This is a genomic window from Candidatus Brocadiia bacterium, assembly GCA_041658285.1.
Classification (GTDB): Bacteria; Planctomycetota; MHYJ01; order JACQXL01; family JACQXL01; genus JBBAAP01.
The window spans coordinates 230420-245479 of record JBBAAP010000003.1 but is presented as its reverse complement, the minus strand read 5'-3'; the positions used below and the strand labels follow the sequence as shown (position 1 = coordinate 245479).

Genomic DNA, 15060 nt, shown 5'->3' with positions numbered 1-15060 from the left:
CACCAATCATTTCTACCGGTGCGGGGCTAGAACCTTGTTTGATTCGTTCAATCCGTATAATAACGAGGAATAAAGATATACTAACCGCCCTTAAAGGTCAAGAATTTGGTGACTTAGAGCTCTGGTTTTTACGAGTATGTCAATTTTTTTTGGTCCGGCCGGTATATTCCAGGAAGGTGATTATCAGGAGCAGTAGAACCACCTGGGCGAAGATTATCACTGGACCGATATATCCGCTGTCCGGTCTGATGTGGTAAAGCAGAACGGCCGAAAGGCCGGTGCAGAATGTCAGGAAGTAGATGACCAGCACGGATTGGGGTACACTCATGCCCAATGCCACCAGTCGGTGGGCAAAGTGGTTCATATCGCCTTTGAATATGGGCTTTTTATTCTTCAACCGAATTACTATTACAGCCATAGTGTCAAAGACCGGGATGGCTACGACCAGCAGCGGAGTAAAAATGGAATAGAGCTGATATGATTCTTTATAAAAGGTGAACAGCACGGTCAGCACGGCAATGAGGTAACCGATGAACAGGCTACCGGCGTCGCCCATGAATATCCGGGCCGGGTGGAAGTTGAATATCAGAAATGCAATACAGGCTCCGGCTATAGCAGCCAGGAACGAGGCGATAAAGTCCTGCCCAGTCTGAAGCGCCACGACCAGGAAAATGGCGGCCACGATGGCCGAGATGCCGCCGCTCAGGCCGTCCATATGGTCAAGCAGGTTGAAAGAGTTGGTGACAACCACCAGCCAACCGACGGTTATGGCGCCGGAAAGTATCCGGCCGGCCATACCGTACTTATCCATAAAGAGTGAGAACGTCAGCCCGTCAGCCACCAGAAAGGTCAGAATGATAATCTGGAATATCAGCTTGGTCCGGGCAGGTAGGGCTTTCATATCGTCATAAAGGCCCAGGAAGAACATAGCCGTGCCGGCTAGGAATATCTTGGACAAGAGCGGCAGCATCTTGAAAACACCGGGCAGGTAGTTGTAAATTTCCGAAGGCAGCCAGCCAAGCAGAGATTTATCGCCCGGAACGGACGGTCCGCGTTTATCCAAATAATAAGCACTGGCAACAGCCAGCATAAGCGTTAGAAGAATACCCAGGAACAGGGCGATACCGCCGCCCAGCGCTATCGGCGTTTTGTGGACCTTGCGCTCGCCCGGCTCATCCACGAACCCGATAGTCGCGGATATCTTGCGGACCAGCGGCACCAGTCCCAGGGTAATTACAAACGCCGTAACGCACGTCAGCAAAACTACTATATTCATTGTTTTATTTCTGGGTGGTTTCCAAATCTGTTTTCATCAGCCGAACGGCTTCTTTTATCCGGGCCTGCCAGTCGGCGGCCCCGGGTTCTTTATAAGCAAAGATGATGCTCCGGCTGGCGTTGACAATGGCGCCCAGTCCGTCATTATTGAAATATCCTTTGAGGTCTTTGGCCGTCGCGCCCTGAGCGCCGTAACCGGGCACCAGGAAAATGGCGTTGGGCATCTGTTTCCGGAGCACGGCCGCTTCTTCGGGGAATGTGGCGCCGACCACGGCGCAAACCGAGCTGTAACCGGACTGGCCGACCAGCTCCTTGCCCCATTTAACCACCTCGGCGCCGACCAGCTCATAAAGGCGTCTGTCCTTGCCGTCCGAATTGATGATTCGGTCCTGGAAATCTTTGGAGCCAGGGTTAGAAGTCTTGACCAGGACGAAGATGCCTTTGCCGGTTTCTTTGGCCACCTTGGCAAACGGCTGGACGCTGTCGCTACCCATATAGGGATTGACCGTCACGGCGTCAGCCGCTGAATTCTTAAAATAGGCCAGGGCGTAGGCCTCGGCGGTCGAGGCGATATCGCCGCGCTTGACGTCGGCAATGACTATCAGGCCTTTGCCGGCGGCGTAAGCCATGGTTTCGTAAAAGGCGCTTATGCCCGGCACGCCGTATTGCTCGTAGAAAGCCACCTGGGGCTTGACCGCCACGGCGGTGTCGGCCACCGCATCGATAACGGCTTTGTTAAAATCTATTATGACCCTGGCCGCGTATTCGTTCGGGCGGGACTTGAGATTTTCGTGGCGCCCGGTTATTTCCTGCGGCATCAAGTCCAGCCGCGGGTCCAACCCGACGCAGATGGCGTTGCCTTTTGCCCGGATTGAGTCAATCAATCTGTCCGCGAAATTATTCATATGATAGCGTCCTGAATTTACTATTTCGGTTTTATCTCCGTTGCGCCCATGCCGATAGCCTTGTAGGCGTCGCGCTGTCCCAGACGCACCCGGATTTTCATGTATTTATTGGTCACCGATTGCTTGGTTATTTTCCCCCGAGCCGCCAGGTAAGCCATGGCTTTGCCGTTGCCTATGGGTATCCGGAAATTCCATTCGCGCTGGTGTTCAGATATAACCTTTTCCATTTCGGCGTCAAGAACTTCCAATCCTGTGCCGCGCAGCGCGGAAATGGCTATGCCGCCGGTCTGCTTCTGGATGATGGCCATCTCCATTGGGTCGGCCCGGTCGACTTTATTGAGCAAGACCATGGTCTTCTTGTCGGCGCATTTCAAATCCTTTAGAACCTGATGGACCGCCTCGATATGCTTTGAGGCCTCAACCGAACTGCTGTCAACAACGTGCAGAAGCAGGTCGGCCGTCGATACCTCTTCCAGCGTGGCGTAGAACGACGCCACCAGGTGGTGCGGCAGTTTATGGATAAACCCAACCGTATCCGAAAGAAGTATCTTCTGCCCGCTCTTGAGCTTCCAGACGTGGGTCTTGGTGTCCAGGGTGGAAAATAATTTATCCTCGACCAATACATCGGTGTTGGTGAGTTTATTCATCAATGTGGATTTCCCGGCATTGGTGTATCCAATCAGGCAGACATTAAAACTTTCCGCCCTGGAAGACGCTTCCTGCCGGCGCCGGTCCTGGATATCCTTGAGTTCGCGCTTGAAATGGACAATCCGGTTTCGGGCCATCCGCCGGTCCAGTTCCAACTGTTTCTCGCCGGGACCGCGGCCTATCATCACCCGGCCGGCCAGCTTGGAAAAATGGCTCCAGAGATGTTTCAATCTCGGCAGATTATATTCCAGCTGGGCCAGCTCGACCTGGAACTTGGCCTGCTTGGTCCGGGCGTGGGTGGCGAAAATGTCCAGTATCAGCTCGGTCCGGTCGATGACCTTGACGCCTTCGATTTCACTTCTGGGTTTGTCCGGGTTGAACACTTCTTCCAGGTTGCGCTGGTGGGCCGGCGAAAGGTCGCTGTCAAATATAACCGCGTCGATATATTTATCGGTATCTTTATAATCGCGGATTAGGTCGGCGATTTCCTGGGCCTTGCCGCGGCCGATGTAATACGCCGGGTCCGGCCGTTCACGCCGCTGGGTGACTTTTTCTATAACTACCGCGCCGTCCGTATCGGCCAGCCGTTCCAGTTCTTCCATATTGGCCGGCGCGCCGTCACGGTCAAGCCCGACCAATAATACCTGAAGCTTGTGAACCGTTAAAAATGAGCGTTCCATAGTGGGGCTGATTATATGATAAAAGCGGATGTTATCAAGACTTTTATGTCTGTTTTAGGGGAAATGCGGGACTCTAGCCAAGGTAACCCATCAGTCGGTAGATTAGCTTCGCGGCGGTAAATTCGGAAACGGTCTGGCCCTTGAGCGGCATCAGCTCGACCACGTCAAGCCCAACGACATTCTTGTGCCGGCAGACCAACCGCAATATATCCAGCACCTGATACCATCCCAGGCCGCCCGGTTCGGGCGTGCCTACGCCGGGAATGACCGACGGGTCAAAAGCGTCTAGATCAATGGTGATAAAGACATCCTTGGATTTCAACGCCTTGAGCACCCGGGCCGGCAGGTTCGGCTTCCGGCATTCGCTGTGAGCTTTGAAAGTGGTCAACGGCCGGCGTTTCATCAGTCCGTTGCATTCCGGTGTCAGGCTCCTGATGCCAACCTGGACTATTGATGTAGGTTTCAGCCCGAGAATACGGCGCATAACGCAGGCGTGGCTGTATTGGGAACCGTCGTATTCGTCGCGCAGGTCGGAATGGGCGTCAAAGTGCAATACCGAGAGCTCCGGATATAATCGGCGGTACGCCTTGACCAGCGGATAGGTGACGCTGTGCTCGCCGCCCAAGCCGATAACTATCTGGCGTCGGGAAAGCCGGCTGACCAGGTTGTCGGCGTATGCGGACAGCGCCGGGATAAACTTTTCCGGCCCGGAGAGAAAATTCAACTGCTTCGAATGAATGGTTATGATGCCGTTCCGGCGGAAGGTTTCCTTGTCCAGCTCTTCGTCGTAGCGCTCGACCTGGGCAGAGGCGTCCAGTATCGCCTTGGGCCCACGAGCCGTGCCTTTGCCGTAAGATGTCGTTTGCTCGTAAGGCAGCGGCAAGACTACGAACCGCGCATCTTTAAGAGCCGCCGCCGGCACGCCCAGAAAATTCACCTGTTTCATAAATGTGATTTTATCCCGGGCGGATTAATTGTCAACCATTTTAGGCCGGCTATGATTGGCTGACTTGCTTGGCGTAAATGGTCCGGGCTTTGTTGAAGAAGTCAAGGTATGGTTTCGTCCGGTAATCCGGATAGGCCCAGGGAAACGGCTGGAATCCTTCCTTGGCCTTGTATTGCAAAGTAACCTCGGCGTAGATGCCGTCTTTAAGGTAAATCCTGTGGTTATAGTCTTTGGTCGTCACCAGAATCATCTTGCTCCGGTCCAGGTAGCCCGGGTCGATGTTTATCGGGCGGGTCACGGTTTCTCCCCGCATAAGTGCGGGATTGTCTGCGGACTTACCCGACAACTGTCCGGCCAATTCTTTTTCCATCCGGTTGGTAAGCAGTTTTATCCGGGCGATTTCGTCCGGCATCACCGGCTTCTGGAATGAAAGAAATACGCGCTTCAGGTTGGGGCCCATCTCCTTGTCGTAATAATCGGTGAAATCGAAGACCATCGGGTCGCTTCTCAGCTCTATCGGACCGAACTCACTGGCCAGCGCCGATTCGGCCTTGCTTAAAAGCTGCGGATATCCGGAGATGAGTCCGGCAAAAAGCTTTACCGGAGGCTGTGTAAGGATTTCACCCATTTGATTATTTAAACCCGCGCAACTAAATTACTTCTCTGCCATGAAATCAGCCAGATGCTCCGCGGTGCGCCGGATTCTATCTTCGGTCTCGTACCGGCCGCTTTCAACTAGGGCTTTTATGCGCATGACCTTATCATACCTGATGCCGGTCAGGCTTAAAAGCGGCTTTAAGAACCTTTTGGCCTCAGAGCGGTTAGTCTTGCGGCAACCGGATTTATGGTTAGGCGGTTGTTGTGGGTTGTAATCCTGTGATTTAGGGTTCAATTCCGGCGAGTCTTCTTCTATACGCATACACCCCCTCCTTTAACCCCCTAAACTGTGATACTCTCTGGGCACTCTCGATGCCCATTATATGTATCGGCCGCTATTTTATAAAACTTTAATAATCTGGCGGATTAAACGGCCGCGGCTCAAACATCCCGGTCAGCGCCGGTTTTTCTTGTAAGAATCGGGCTGCATACTATAATATCGCTTTATGCGGTTAAAACGACTCGTCAGCTTTTGGGCCATTCTGGCTGTTATCGGCGGCGCGGCTTTCCTGGCCGGCTGGGCCGAACCGGCCGGCGATTCCGGCGCGCCTAACGGCCCGAATACTCCACCGGAAGTCAAGAAATCATCCCCGTCTACCGGCGAACTGTCGCCCGAAAACCTACGCAACCTGCAATTCACCATCAGCCGGCTAAGGGACCTGGAATTCAAAACCTCGGTGGCGGTCGACAGCAAGAACCGCGACGCGCTGAAACGCAAGATGGTGGAAGACTTCGAGAAATCCGCCAATCCGGAAGAAACGGCCAAGATAAAGAAAGCCCTGGTCAAGTTCGGGCTGGTGCCGCCGGACATAAACCTGGACAAATTCATGGCCGACCTTTACACAGAGCAAATAGCCGGTTATTACGACGCCGAAGCCAAAGAGCTTTACACCATTTCGCCCGGGTCGGAAACAAAGGTCGAGACCCAAAAAGAGATCTTCGGCGTGCCCTGGGAACGGCTGACGGTCGTGCACGAAATGACCCACGCCCTGCAGGACCAGCATTTCGACCTGCTGACCATGCCGATGGATTCGATAGAAAACGACGACCTGGCCTCGGCCGTAAAGGCCCTGGTCGAAGGCGAAGCCACCTTTATGATGTATGACTATCTTTTCCGCCAAGGCGGGCTCAACCTGCTGCTCTTCCCCGATGTCTCCGATCAGGGCGAAGAAGCCCCGGCCGGCGCCAACGAAACCGTTCTGGACCAGGCGCCGCCTTACATAAAACAAGGGCTGCTTTTCCCGTATGTCAAGGGCCTGGAGTTCGTAAAGTTCATCAAGCGCCGCGAGGGCTGGGCCGGCATCGACAAAGTATATTCCGACCTGCCTTCGTCCACCGAGCAAATCATCCATCCGGAAAAATACCTGACCGAAAGCCGCGATTACCCCATAACCGTCGGCCTGCCCGAATTAAAGGACGTCCTGCCGCCGGATAAATGGCCGCTCCAGCTCCAGAACGTCATGGGCGAGTTCAACGTCGAACTGCTCCTGCGCCAGTTCCTGCCCACCCTAAAAACGGAAAGGATTGCCGAAGGCTGGGGCGGAGACGAATTCGCGGTCTGGGAAAATAAGGCCTCCGGGCAGCTTTTACTGGCCTGGTTCACCAACTGGGACACCGTCCGCGACGCCAAGGATTTCTTCATCGCCTACAACAAGCTCATAAACCGCAAATATAAGGGGCTGGAAAGCCTCAAGAAAGAGCCGACATTACGAACCTGGAAAGAGGCCGGCAAAGACAGCTTTATTTTCCTTGAACGGCAAGAGCAGGATGTTCTAATAGTCGAAGGCGTTCCCCAGGAACTGCTCGAAGCGTTCACCGGAACGGTCTGGAAAGACACCACCAAAGAACCCCTGAAAAAGGTAAAACGGCTGGACCCGTCCAAGAAAAAGAAAGCTCCGGAGACGGAGAAAAAATAATCAGTCATTGACCGGGCCGATTTTATTTATGGCAACTATGAGACCAAACCGCTATTCACCCGCCGCCGGATTCACGCTGGTCGAAATCCTGGTGGCTATGGGCATATTCGCCTTTATCGTCACCCTTCTGGCAATGCTGTTGACCTCCGGCCTGGGCATCTGGCAGGACAGCGAAGGCAAGGGCGACGCCGCGGTCCGGGCGCAGATGGTACTGGACCAAGTCCAGAAAGACCTGGCCTCGGTATTCGCCGAAAAGGAGAACAAGGTCATCGTCAAGAACGATTTCCGCCAGGATGATTTCCCGGATTACGTCTATTACCCCGAACCCAATTTCTGCTGCCAGCCCAACGCCGCGACCAATAACCAGGCGCTCTATCTCACCTGTCTGGACAGCGATACGGCGCTGGTAAACGGCACCACCTCGCTGAGCTACCAGCTCAACCGTAACATCAAACGGCTCTGCTACGGCATCGGGGACGGCGCCGACGCAAATAACCTCATCCGGGCCGTCATTACCAAAGGGGCGGCCGCTAATTTCTGGCAGGCCGGCATGGGCGCGCCCCAGGACCTGTCGCCGCTCTTGAACGCCGCCACCGAAAAACGCACCTTCGACGGCGTCGCCTACCTGGGCCTGCAACTGATGCCTCCGGTCCTGTTCGGGCAGGAAACCCGGCTGGCCGAGTGGGATTCGCGACAGGGCGATGCCTTCGAACTCCTCCGGGCCGGCACCCGCCAGCCCCAGGCCGATACCCAGACGGTCATCACCCAGACTCTGCCCTGCACCATTGAATTGGAGGTGATTGTCCGTCCGTCCGGCGCGGGCAAGGTGACCTTATTCTCCAATGTCAGCGCTTCCGATAACGAAATCAAGCTCAGCCAGACCCGGCCGCTGGTCGGGCCGCCGGGTTATATCAAGATAGATAACGAATGGATGTCCTTCTCCAAGAAAACCAATTTCACTATTAAGGTAGACCAGCGCGGGCTCAAGGGCAGCACGCCGGCCAGCCATAACAAAGGCGCCGAGGTAATCTACGGCGAATCGTTCAAGGTAAACTTCATAATAAAATGACGCCTAACAATAAAACATCGCCGCGCCCGGGAACCCGCAAAGGATTCACCCTGCTGGAAATCCTGGTCAGCCTGATGATACTGTCCATCGGCCTGGCTAGCGTCTTCGGGCTTTTCGGAGCCGGCGCCCGTTCATACCGCCGGAGCATCAACGACATCACCGTCAGCCAGATGGCCCAGACCATCTTCACCGAGCTCACCAACAAAGAAGACCTGAGGCCGGAAGACCTGTCCAACCAGGTTCATCCCGCCTTCCCGGCCATATACAAATACGACCTAATATTCCAGGAAATAAACGACCTGCCCGACAAGACCATCCTGGTAATACTCTGGATAAAGAAGAACGACGGCCGAGACGGCGAAGAAGAGTTCCAGCTGCTCCTGAAACCCCGGGCCAAAACGCCTTTTTAATTGTGTAGTCAGTGGCTAAAAATAAATAATACATATTCTCGGTGTCTCAGTGTCTCAGTGGTTAAATAAGGTGATATTATGAATTTATTTGTGAAAATCTGTGTTGTTCTGACCGGACTAATCCTGCTCGGGGCTTCATTATTGCTTGTGCATACTGACATTCAGAATAACCAAATCAACCAGTTAATTATTCGTCTGGAAAATTATAATCCCTCCCACCATTTCTGCGAAGAGTATTGGGGCAATCCTGATTTTCCCGAATATGCTAAAGAGTTTGCCAGTATTGGAAAGCCAGCTATTCCCGCCTTGATCAAATTGATAAATCACAAATGGCCTCATGTGCGTTATGCTGCTACATTATCATTAAGTGAACTTAATGCTAAGGAGGCTATCCCATATTTGATAGAAAGAATCGGCATCCCCAGCAATCCAGAATTAGATCGAGTAACAACAGAAGCTCTTATTAAATTAGATGCCAGGGAGTCTATCCCGAAATTTACCAGCAGTATTGACATCAAATACACAAGCAAAAAAACATTCGCAGCTTTTGCCTTAGGCAAGTTTAAGGCAAAAGAAGAGATCCCGGTTCTAATTAAGCTATTAAAGGATAACGGTACTGCTGGTGATTTTGCCGCAATTGCTTTGGTGGAAGTTGGTGCAAAAAATCTAGTGCCTAAAGAATTTATCCCAAGGATTAAATCTTGGGCAAATAACCCTATTTATGGTTCTGGTGCCCGGGCGGCGCTGAAGGAGCTGGGCGTGGAAGTGCCGGAAGAAAATAAATAGTTCTTCGTGTTTTGATTATTTCGTGCTTTCGTGGTAAAATTCTCGGTGCTCTCAGTGGTTTAATACTATGAAATCAGCCCTGATACAACTGCTCCTCAAGAAGAACATCTTCGTCACGCGCCGGTTGGGCCAGAACTTCCTGATAGACCCCAACTTCTTCGACTACATCATCCGCACCGCCGGCATATCCGGCTTAGACGACGTCATCGAAATCGGCTCCGGCCCGGGCATACTGACCGGACTGCTCTCCCAACAGGCGCGCTCGGTAACGGCCGTCGAAATAGACCAGAAACTGGTCAGCCTGGCCCAGGAATCCCTGTCCGGGCGGACCAACGTCCGGTTCATCAATGACGACATCCTGGACAAACCGCGCACCGGGATAAATGCCCAGGTCATCCGGCAACTGGACTCCGGCGCCGGCTACAAAATAGTATCCAACCTGCCCTACAAAACAGCCGTGCCCATAATAATGACACTGCTCGAATCGCGCCTGGCCGACGGCGGGCTGAAAATAAAATCAATGCTGGTAATGGTCCAGTGGGAGGTAGCCGAGCGGCTGGTGGCATCGGTCGGCACGGCCCAATACGGCTCGGTCTCGGTCCGGGCGCAGTATCTGGCTGACATCAAGATAGAGCGCAAGGTGCCGCCGGAGGTATTTTACCCCAAACCCAAGGTCCAGTCGGCCATGATTTCCATCGTCCCCAAAGACGGCGTTGACGCGGCCTTGTATCACGGGCTAAAAAAACTGAGCTCAGCCGTATTCAATTACCGCCGCAAGACGGTCCGGTCGGCCCTGAAACAAAGCGCCGTAGTGGACGGTTGGGTTGTGAACGCAGTGCGCCATCCCGCTGTAGCGGGAAAAGAAGACATAGAAAAGATGCTGTCCCAAGCCGGTATTAACGGCGAGACCCGGCCGCAGGACATCCCCTTGTCCGGATATCTTGACCTATGCCGTTCTATAACTTTATAACTCTGTAACACTAAAATTTTGTAACTTATAACGCATGCTAAAAATTAGTAATATCGAAATACTGTCTCGGTTGATCCTGGCGCCGATGGCCGGCGTCAGCGGTCTTCCATTCCGGATGATTAATCGCTGTCAGGTTTTAGCCATTACCAACGACTTATGAATACTCTTGAATACCCTTCCGCTTATTTACCTACGATTCCATAACGGGTATATTCCTCTTACCCAATAACGGTATTCCTCTTGCCCGGAGAGGGTAATAGGCCGGGTCAAAGGGGTTAATGCTTTGGCTGAAGGAGTGTTATCCGATTACTCAGGGGGTATATGACCCTTTCATCTGAGGTATTATTCTTGCCTCCCAAGGGGTTATCAGGATTATCCAGCGGGTATAACACCTTCGGATAATGGGGTTATATCCAGCGCCTACAGGGGTTATTCCCCATACTCGACCGGGTTATTTGCCTACCATACCCCCCACCCCCCACTACCATAGCCACCCTATGCCATTCCGAAACTTGCAATTTTGGCGACTCGTGAAATTTTACCTAACCGCATACTATATTTGCACTTGTATCAAAAATCGTATTTTATGAAATTCCGAAACTCCAGAATACCTCCCTATATAGTGAAAGGACAAAGAAGCCTTTCAGCCCGACGGAATAGCCTCCAAAGGGAAGTTATCGCTCTCTGGATAAGGGGTAGTAACTCGATGTGCTCGAAACGGCCCTAACCAGTGTAAATATCATTAAGCCTATTTTTTGCACTAGGTAAGACCCTCTAACTCACTTTGCCTGTCTGCAGCAGACAGGCTCCTATTGGCTGGCACTAATCCCACTCCGCTGCGCTGCGGGGAGTGCCCGGGATAAACTCCACCTCCAGTACAAATATTACTACAATTGTGATTTGCACTGGATAAGTGCCAGTCCCTAAAGGGAGGCAGTAGCTCTACGTCGTTTCACTCCTACTGGCACTAAATTATCCTTAACTCCTGCCCGACCTTTTTCATCTTTTCCAGCGCGAAGCGCAGTTCTTCTTCGGTATGGGTGGCCGTGACGATGGTCCGGATGCGCGCTTTGCCCTTGGCCACCATCGGGAATATTATCCTCAGCCCGAAGACGCCTTCTTCGAACAGCCGCTGGCTGAACTTTTCGGTCAGCACTTCGTCGCCTATCATTATCGGGGTTATGGGTGTCTCGGAATTGCCTATGTTGAAGCCCAGCTTGCTCAGCTCGGCTTTGAAGAACTTGCTGTTGCTCCAGAGTTTTTCGTGGCGCCAGGGTTCGCTTTCCATCACGTCTATGGCGGCGATGCAGGCGGCGGCCACGCCCGGCGGATGGGCCGTGGTGAACAGGAACGGGCGGGCGCTTTGTATCAGGTAATCGGTCAGGTTTTTGGTGCCGGCGATATAGCCGCCCAGGCAGCCCATGGCCTTGGAGAGCGTGCCCATATCGATGTCCCACTGGCCCTGGAGGCCGAAATGGTCGATGGTGCCGCGTCCGTTGCGGCCGAGGACGCCTTCGCCGTGCGCGTCGTCGACCATGGTAAAGGCGCCATACTGCTTGGCCAGCTTGGCGATTTCCGGCAGGGGCGCGATGTCGCCGTCCATGCTGAATACGCCGTCGGTGATGATCATTATCCGGGGCGCGCCCTGCGATTCCTTGAGCACTTTTTCCAGCTCGGCCATATCCTTGTGCTTATAGACCTTGCGCTGGGCTTTGCTCAGCCGGACGCCGTCTATGATGCTGGCGTGGTTGAGCTCGTCGCTGATGACCACGAACTTTTCGTCTTCGCCCTTGATTTTACTGGAAAGCACCGACTGGATGCACCCGCGGTTGGCGGCGATGCCGGCCACGAAGACCAGCGATGATTCCATATGCTTGAACTCGGCCAGTTTCTTTTCCAGTTGCAGGTGGATGTCCATAGTGCCGATGATGGGCCGGACGGCGCCGGCGCCGGCGCCCCATTTCTTGGTGGCCTCAATCATGGCTTCCTTCATCTTGGGATGGGTGGCCAGCCCGAGGTAATTGTTCGACGACAGGTTGACGACCTTTTTGCCGTTGACAATGCTGGTGGGCAATTGCTCGCTGCCCAATACACGCAGGGGCTGGTACAGTCCCTGCTTTTTAAGCTCATCCAATTCCACCTTCAGAAAATCCAGTCCTGGCATATACGCTCCTTCTTTTACGGGAATAATACCACTTTGGAAGATTTCCTGTCGACCGGTTTAATCAGGGCGAATGCTTCCTTGAATTCGGACATCTTGAATTTATGGGTTATGACCGGGGCCGGGTTAAGCCGTCCGGAATTGAGCAGTCCGGCCATCTGGTACCAGGTCCGGAACATCTGGCGGCCGTTGATGGCGATAATCCGGGCGCCCTTGAATATCAGGTCGTTCATCCTGATGCTGACGGTTTGCTCCGGCGCCAGGCCGAAGGCCGTATAGCGCCCGCCCTTGCGGACGATTTCCAGGCCCTGGTTCATGGCCTCGGGACTGCCGGACATTTCCAGGACCACGTCGACGCCGACGCCGTCGGTGGCTTTCATTATCTTATCCACCAATTTGGGGTCGTCCCAGGCGATAATCATGGTCGAGCCCATCTTTTTGGAAAGGTCCTTGAGGAAATCGTTGCGGATGATATGGATGATTTTGGCCGCGCCGCCGGCATTAGCCACGCCGACCGTGAGCATTCCGGCCGGGCCGCAGCCGAATACGGCGGTGGTCTGCCCGGCCACGTCTTCGCACAGGGTGGCATAAACCGCGTTGCCCAGGGGTTCCTGGATGGATGCGATTTCGGGCGGCAACGATTTGTCGTTCTTCCAGGCGCAAACCGACGGCAGCGCCACGTATTCCGCGAAGCAGCCGTTGATGTCCACGCCCAGGATTTTAAGGTTGGAGCAGATGTGCTGTTGGTCGTTCCGGCACTGGTAGCAATATCCGCAGGGGATATGGCTTTCGGCCGAGATAAAGTCGCCCTTGGCGAAGCCGCGGACCATCGGGCCGATTTCGACCACCTCGCCGGCGAACTCGTGGCCCATAATGAGGGGCGGCTTAATACGGCTCTGCGACCAGGCGTCCCAGTTATAGATATGCGCGTCGGTGCCGCAGATGGAGGTGGCCTTGACCTTGACCAGCAGGTCGGTCGGTCCGATTTTGGGAATGTCGACGTCGACCAGCTCAGCGCCCGGAGCGGCCTTGGGTTTTATGATAGCTTTCATCTTTGCCATAACAACTCCTATTCTAGGAATGAATAATAGTAATATTTTCTTTTTACCACCTTTGCCCATCCTGTCAACCAAAACAGAACATACCTGTTTTATTGCCGATATTAAATTTCTTGACTTTTTGAATGCCCGGCGTATAAGGCGTATCTATTCTTGCTTGTATGTAAAAGGAGTCGCCTTATGAAAAAACCTTTTTTGATTATCCTGTCGGTGCTTATTTCCAGCCTGATCCTGCTGGGCATAGTCGGCTTGATGAAAGCGGGGCTGGTTTCGGCGGCGGACGACCCGAACAAGACATTCGCGCTCAAGCCGGCGCCGGTAAAGGGCGGCGATAAGGAAAAGATTATCTACAAATTCGAGGCCACGGCTACGGCCAAGTTTCCTTCTATGGGCAGCCACCCGGCTACGCCCATGTATTCGCGGATGGAGCGGGAGACGGAACAGAAGCTGGTGGAGATAGATTCCGACACCATGGAAATCGTCAAGATTGAGCGCAATTACAAGTCGTCAAAGGTTCTTCTGTCCAAGACATCCACCGAGGGCAAGACGGACATATTCAACGGCAAGGTGTTGATGATAGACAATATGAACGACATCGCGCTGAAAGACGCCTCGGCCAGCAAGGACCCCAAGAAGGCGGACGGCGGCATCACCGATGAAATCAAACAGACCATGTCCATAGATGAGAATAACTTCAGGCTGATTTTACCGCCGTCAAGCGAGGTAAAAATAGGTGATAAGTGGGATGTGGACGGCCGGGCGGCCGAGCGGATATTCAACTTTGCCAATCCGCGGGTCAGGCCGCTTCATCACGGATGCCGGGAAATCGGCATTAATTGCAAGCTGACCCAGGGCAAGATGAGCTGCACGCTCAAGGAGGTCAAGAAGCCCAAAGGCGTTTCCGATGAGTGCGCCATCATAGACATCAGCGTCAACTTCAAGGGCAACGACAGCGGGCTGGAGCTGAGCGCGGCCATGAGCGGCACGGCGACTTTTAACCTCAAGAAGGGCAAGTTCATCAAGGTCGAATGCAAAGGACCGCTGACCATGAAGGGGCAACAGCCCTGCACCGGCACTTACGGTTCGATCGGCCCGGTGGAATGCGTCGGCGAGGTCAAGGTGGCGGTGGAATTCAAATAGACGTCTGCCGGAAAAAGCGGGCTTACTTCGGGACGGCGGATATCTTTTTCATAAACCAGGGTTCCAGTTTCCAAACCTTCATATTCTTCTCCACGGCGACTATCTTGGTCGAGCCCTGATTAATCAATTCGCCGGTCTCTTTATTGCAGACCTTATAGCCGAAAACAAAGCTGGCTTTGGACACTTCGGTGATGAACGATTCGATGACGATGGTATCGCCATAGCGGGCCGGTTTCAGGTAGGAGGCCTGGGCGGTAACCACGGCAAACATCACTCCGCGGGACATCAGCTCCTTGGGATGCAGGCCCAGCGCGGCCAGGTAATCGGTCCGGGCGCGTTCGTAGAACCTGAGGTAGTTGGCGTAATAGACCACGCCGCCGCAGTCGGTGTCCTCGTAGTAAATCTGTATCTCGGTTTTCATATTATAAGCCAGCCTTGT

At 53.6% G+C, this 15060-nt stretch carries 15 protein-coding genes; 6 read left to right on the top strand and 9 right to left on the bottom strand.

Features of this window, described 5'->3' with window-relative positions; genetic code table 11:
- Positions 1-139: 139 nt before the first annotated feature.
- The 6 genes from WC980_04905 to WC980_04880 form a co-directional block, all read right to left on the bottom strand.
- Entirely contained in the window at positions 140-1276 is a 1137-nt protein-coding gene (locus tag WC980_04905; protein MFA5794390.1) for an MraY family glycosyltransferase, read from the bottom strand.
- 4 nt (positions 1277-1280) lie between these two features.
- Positions 1281-2180 carry an orotidine-5'-phosphate decarboxylase gene (pyrF, locus tag WC980_04900; GenBank protein ID MFA5794389.1) on the bottom strand — a complete coding sequence of 300 codons (900 nt, stop codon included), beginning with the start codon at positions 2178-2180 and terminating at the stop codon, positions 1281-1283.
- A 20-nt stretch (positions 2181-2200) separates the two neighbouring features.
- Positions 2201-3508 (bottom strand): GTPase HflX, encoded by a 1308-nt coding sequence (hflX, locus tag WC980_04895; GenBank protein MFA5794388.1) that lies wholly within the window; start codon positions 3506-3508, stop codon positions 2201-2203.
- 73 nt (positions 3509-3581) lie between these two features.
- On the bottom strand, positions 3582-4454 hold the full coding sequence (gene speB, locus WC980_04890; protein ID MFA5794387.1) for an agmatinase: 873 nt from the start codon (positions 4452-4454) through the stop codon (positions 3582-3584).
- Positions 4455-4503: 49 nt separating this feature from the next.
- Complete coding sequence (locus WC980_04885) at positions 4504-5082, bottom strand: DUF4416 family protein (GenBank protein ID MFA5794386.1); 579 nt, start codon at positions 5080-5082, stop codon at positions 4504-4506.
- A 27-nt stretch (positions 5083-5109) separates the two neighbouring features.
- Positions 5110-5373 carry a hypothetical protein gene (locus WC980_04880; protein MFA5794385.1) on the bottom strand — a complete coding sequence of 88 codons (264 nt, stop codon included), beginning with the start codon at positions 5371-5373 and terminating at the stop codon, positions 5110-5112.
- 184 nt (positions 5374-5557) lie between these two features.
- Between WC980_04880 and WC980_04875 the strand changes: the two genes are divergently transcribed.
- The 5 genes from WC980_04875 to rsmA all read left to right on the top strand — a co-directional run bounded on the left by WC980_04875 (position 5558) and on the right by rsmA (position 10262).
- The gene (locus WC980_04875) at positions 5558-7027 is read left to right on the top strand and encodes a hypothetical protein (protein MFA5794384.1); all 1470 of its coding nucleotides are present in this window, start codon (positions 5558-5560) and stop codon (positions 7025-7027) included.
- A 28-nt stretch (positions 7028-7055) separates the two neighbouring features.
- A complete protein-coding gene (locus WC980_04870; GenBank protein ID MFA5794383.1) occupies positions 7056-8096 on the top strand; it encodes a type II secretion system protein in 1041 nt (346 codons plus the stop codon).
- The gene (locus tag WC980_04865) at positions 8093-8506 is read left to right on the top strand and encodes a prepilin-type N-terminal cleavage/methylation domain-containing protein (GenBank protein ID MFA5794382.1); all 414 of its coding nucleotides are present in this window, start codon (positions 8093-8095) and stop codon (positions 8504-8506) included. The genes WC980_04870 and WC980_04865 overlap by 4 nt, the downstream gene beginning before the upstream one ends.
- Before the next feature lie 78 nt (positions 8507-8584).
- Entirely contained in the window at positions 8585-9292 is a 708-nt protein-coding gene (locus WC980_04860; GenBank protein MFA5794381.1) for a HEAT repeat domain-containing protein, read from the top strand.
- 67 nt (positions 9293-9359) lie between these two features.
- Entirely contained in the window at positions 9360-10262 is a 903-nt protein-coding gene (rsmA, locus tag WC980_04855; protein ID MFA5794380.1) for a 16S rRNA (adenine(1518)-N(6)/adenine(1519)-N(6))-dimethyltransferase RsmA, read from the top strand.
- 967 nt (positions 10263-11229) lie between these two features.
- On the opposite strand, the gene WC980_04850 is transcribed toward rsmA, so the two are convergent.
- Together WC980_04850 and tdh are read right to left on the bottom strand one after the other, a co-directional pair.
- Entirely contained in the window at positions 11230-12426 is a 1197-nt protein-coding gene (locus WC980_04850; GenBank protein ID MFA5794379.1) for a glycine C-acetyltransferase, read from the bottom strand.
- A gap of 14 nt (positions 12427-12440) precedes the next feature.
- Positions 12441-13484, bottom strand: coding sequence for an L-threonine 3-dehydrogenase (gene tdh, locus WC980_04845; GenBank protein MFA5794378.1), 1044 nt, complete (start codon positions 13482-13484; stop codon positions 12441-12443).
- A gap of 177 nt (positions 13485-13661) precedes the next feature.
- Between tdh and WC980_04840 the strand changes: the two genes are divergently transcribed.
- The gene (locus WC980_04840) at positions 13662-14621 is read left to right on the top strand and encodes a hypothetical protein (GenBank protein MFA5794377.1); all 960 of its coding nucleotides are present in this window, start codon (positions 13662-13664) and stop codon (positions 14619-14621) included.
- Positions 14622-14643: 22 nt separating this feature from the next.
- Here the strand turns inward: WC980_04840 and WC980_04835 are convergent, their stop codons facing one another.
- A complete protein-coding gene (locus WC980_04835) occupies positions 14644-15042 on the bottom strand; it encodes a thioesterase family protein (protein MFA5794376.1) in 399 nt (132 codons plus the stop codon).
- Between the last annotated feature and the right edge of the window lie 18 nt (positions 15043-15060).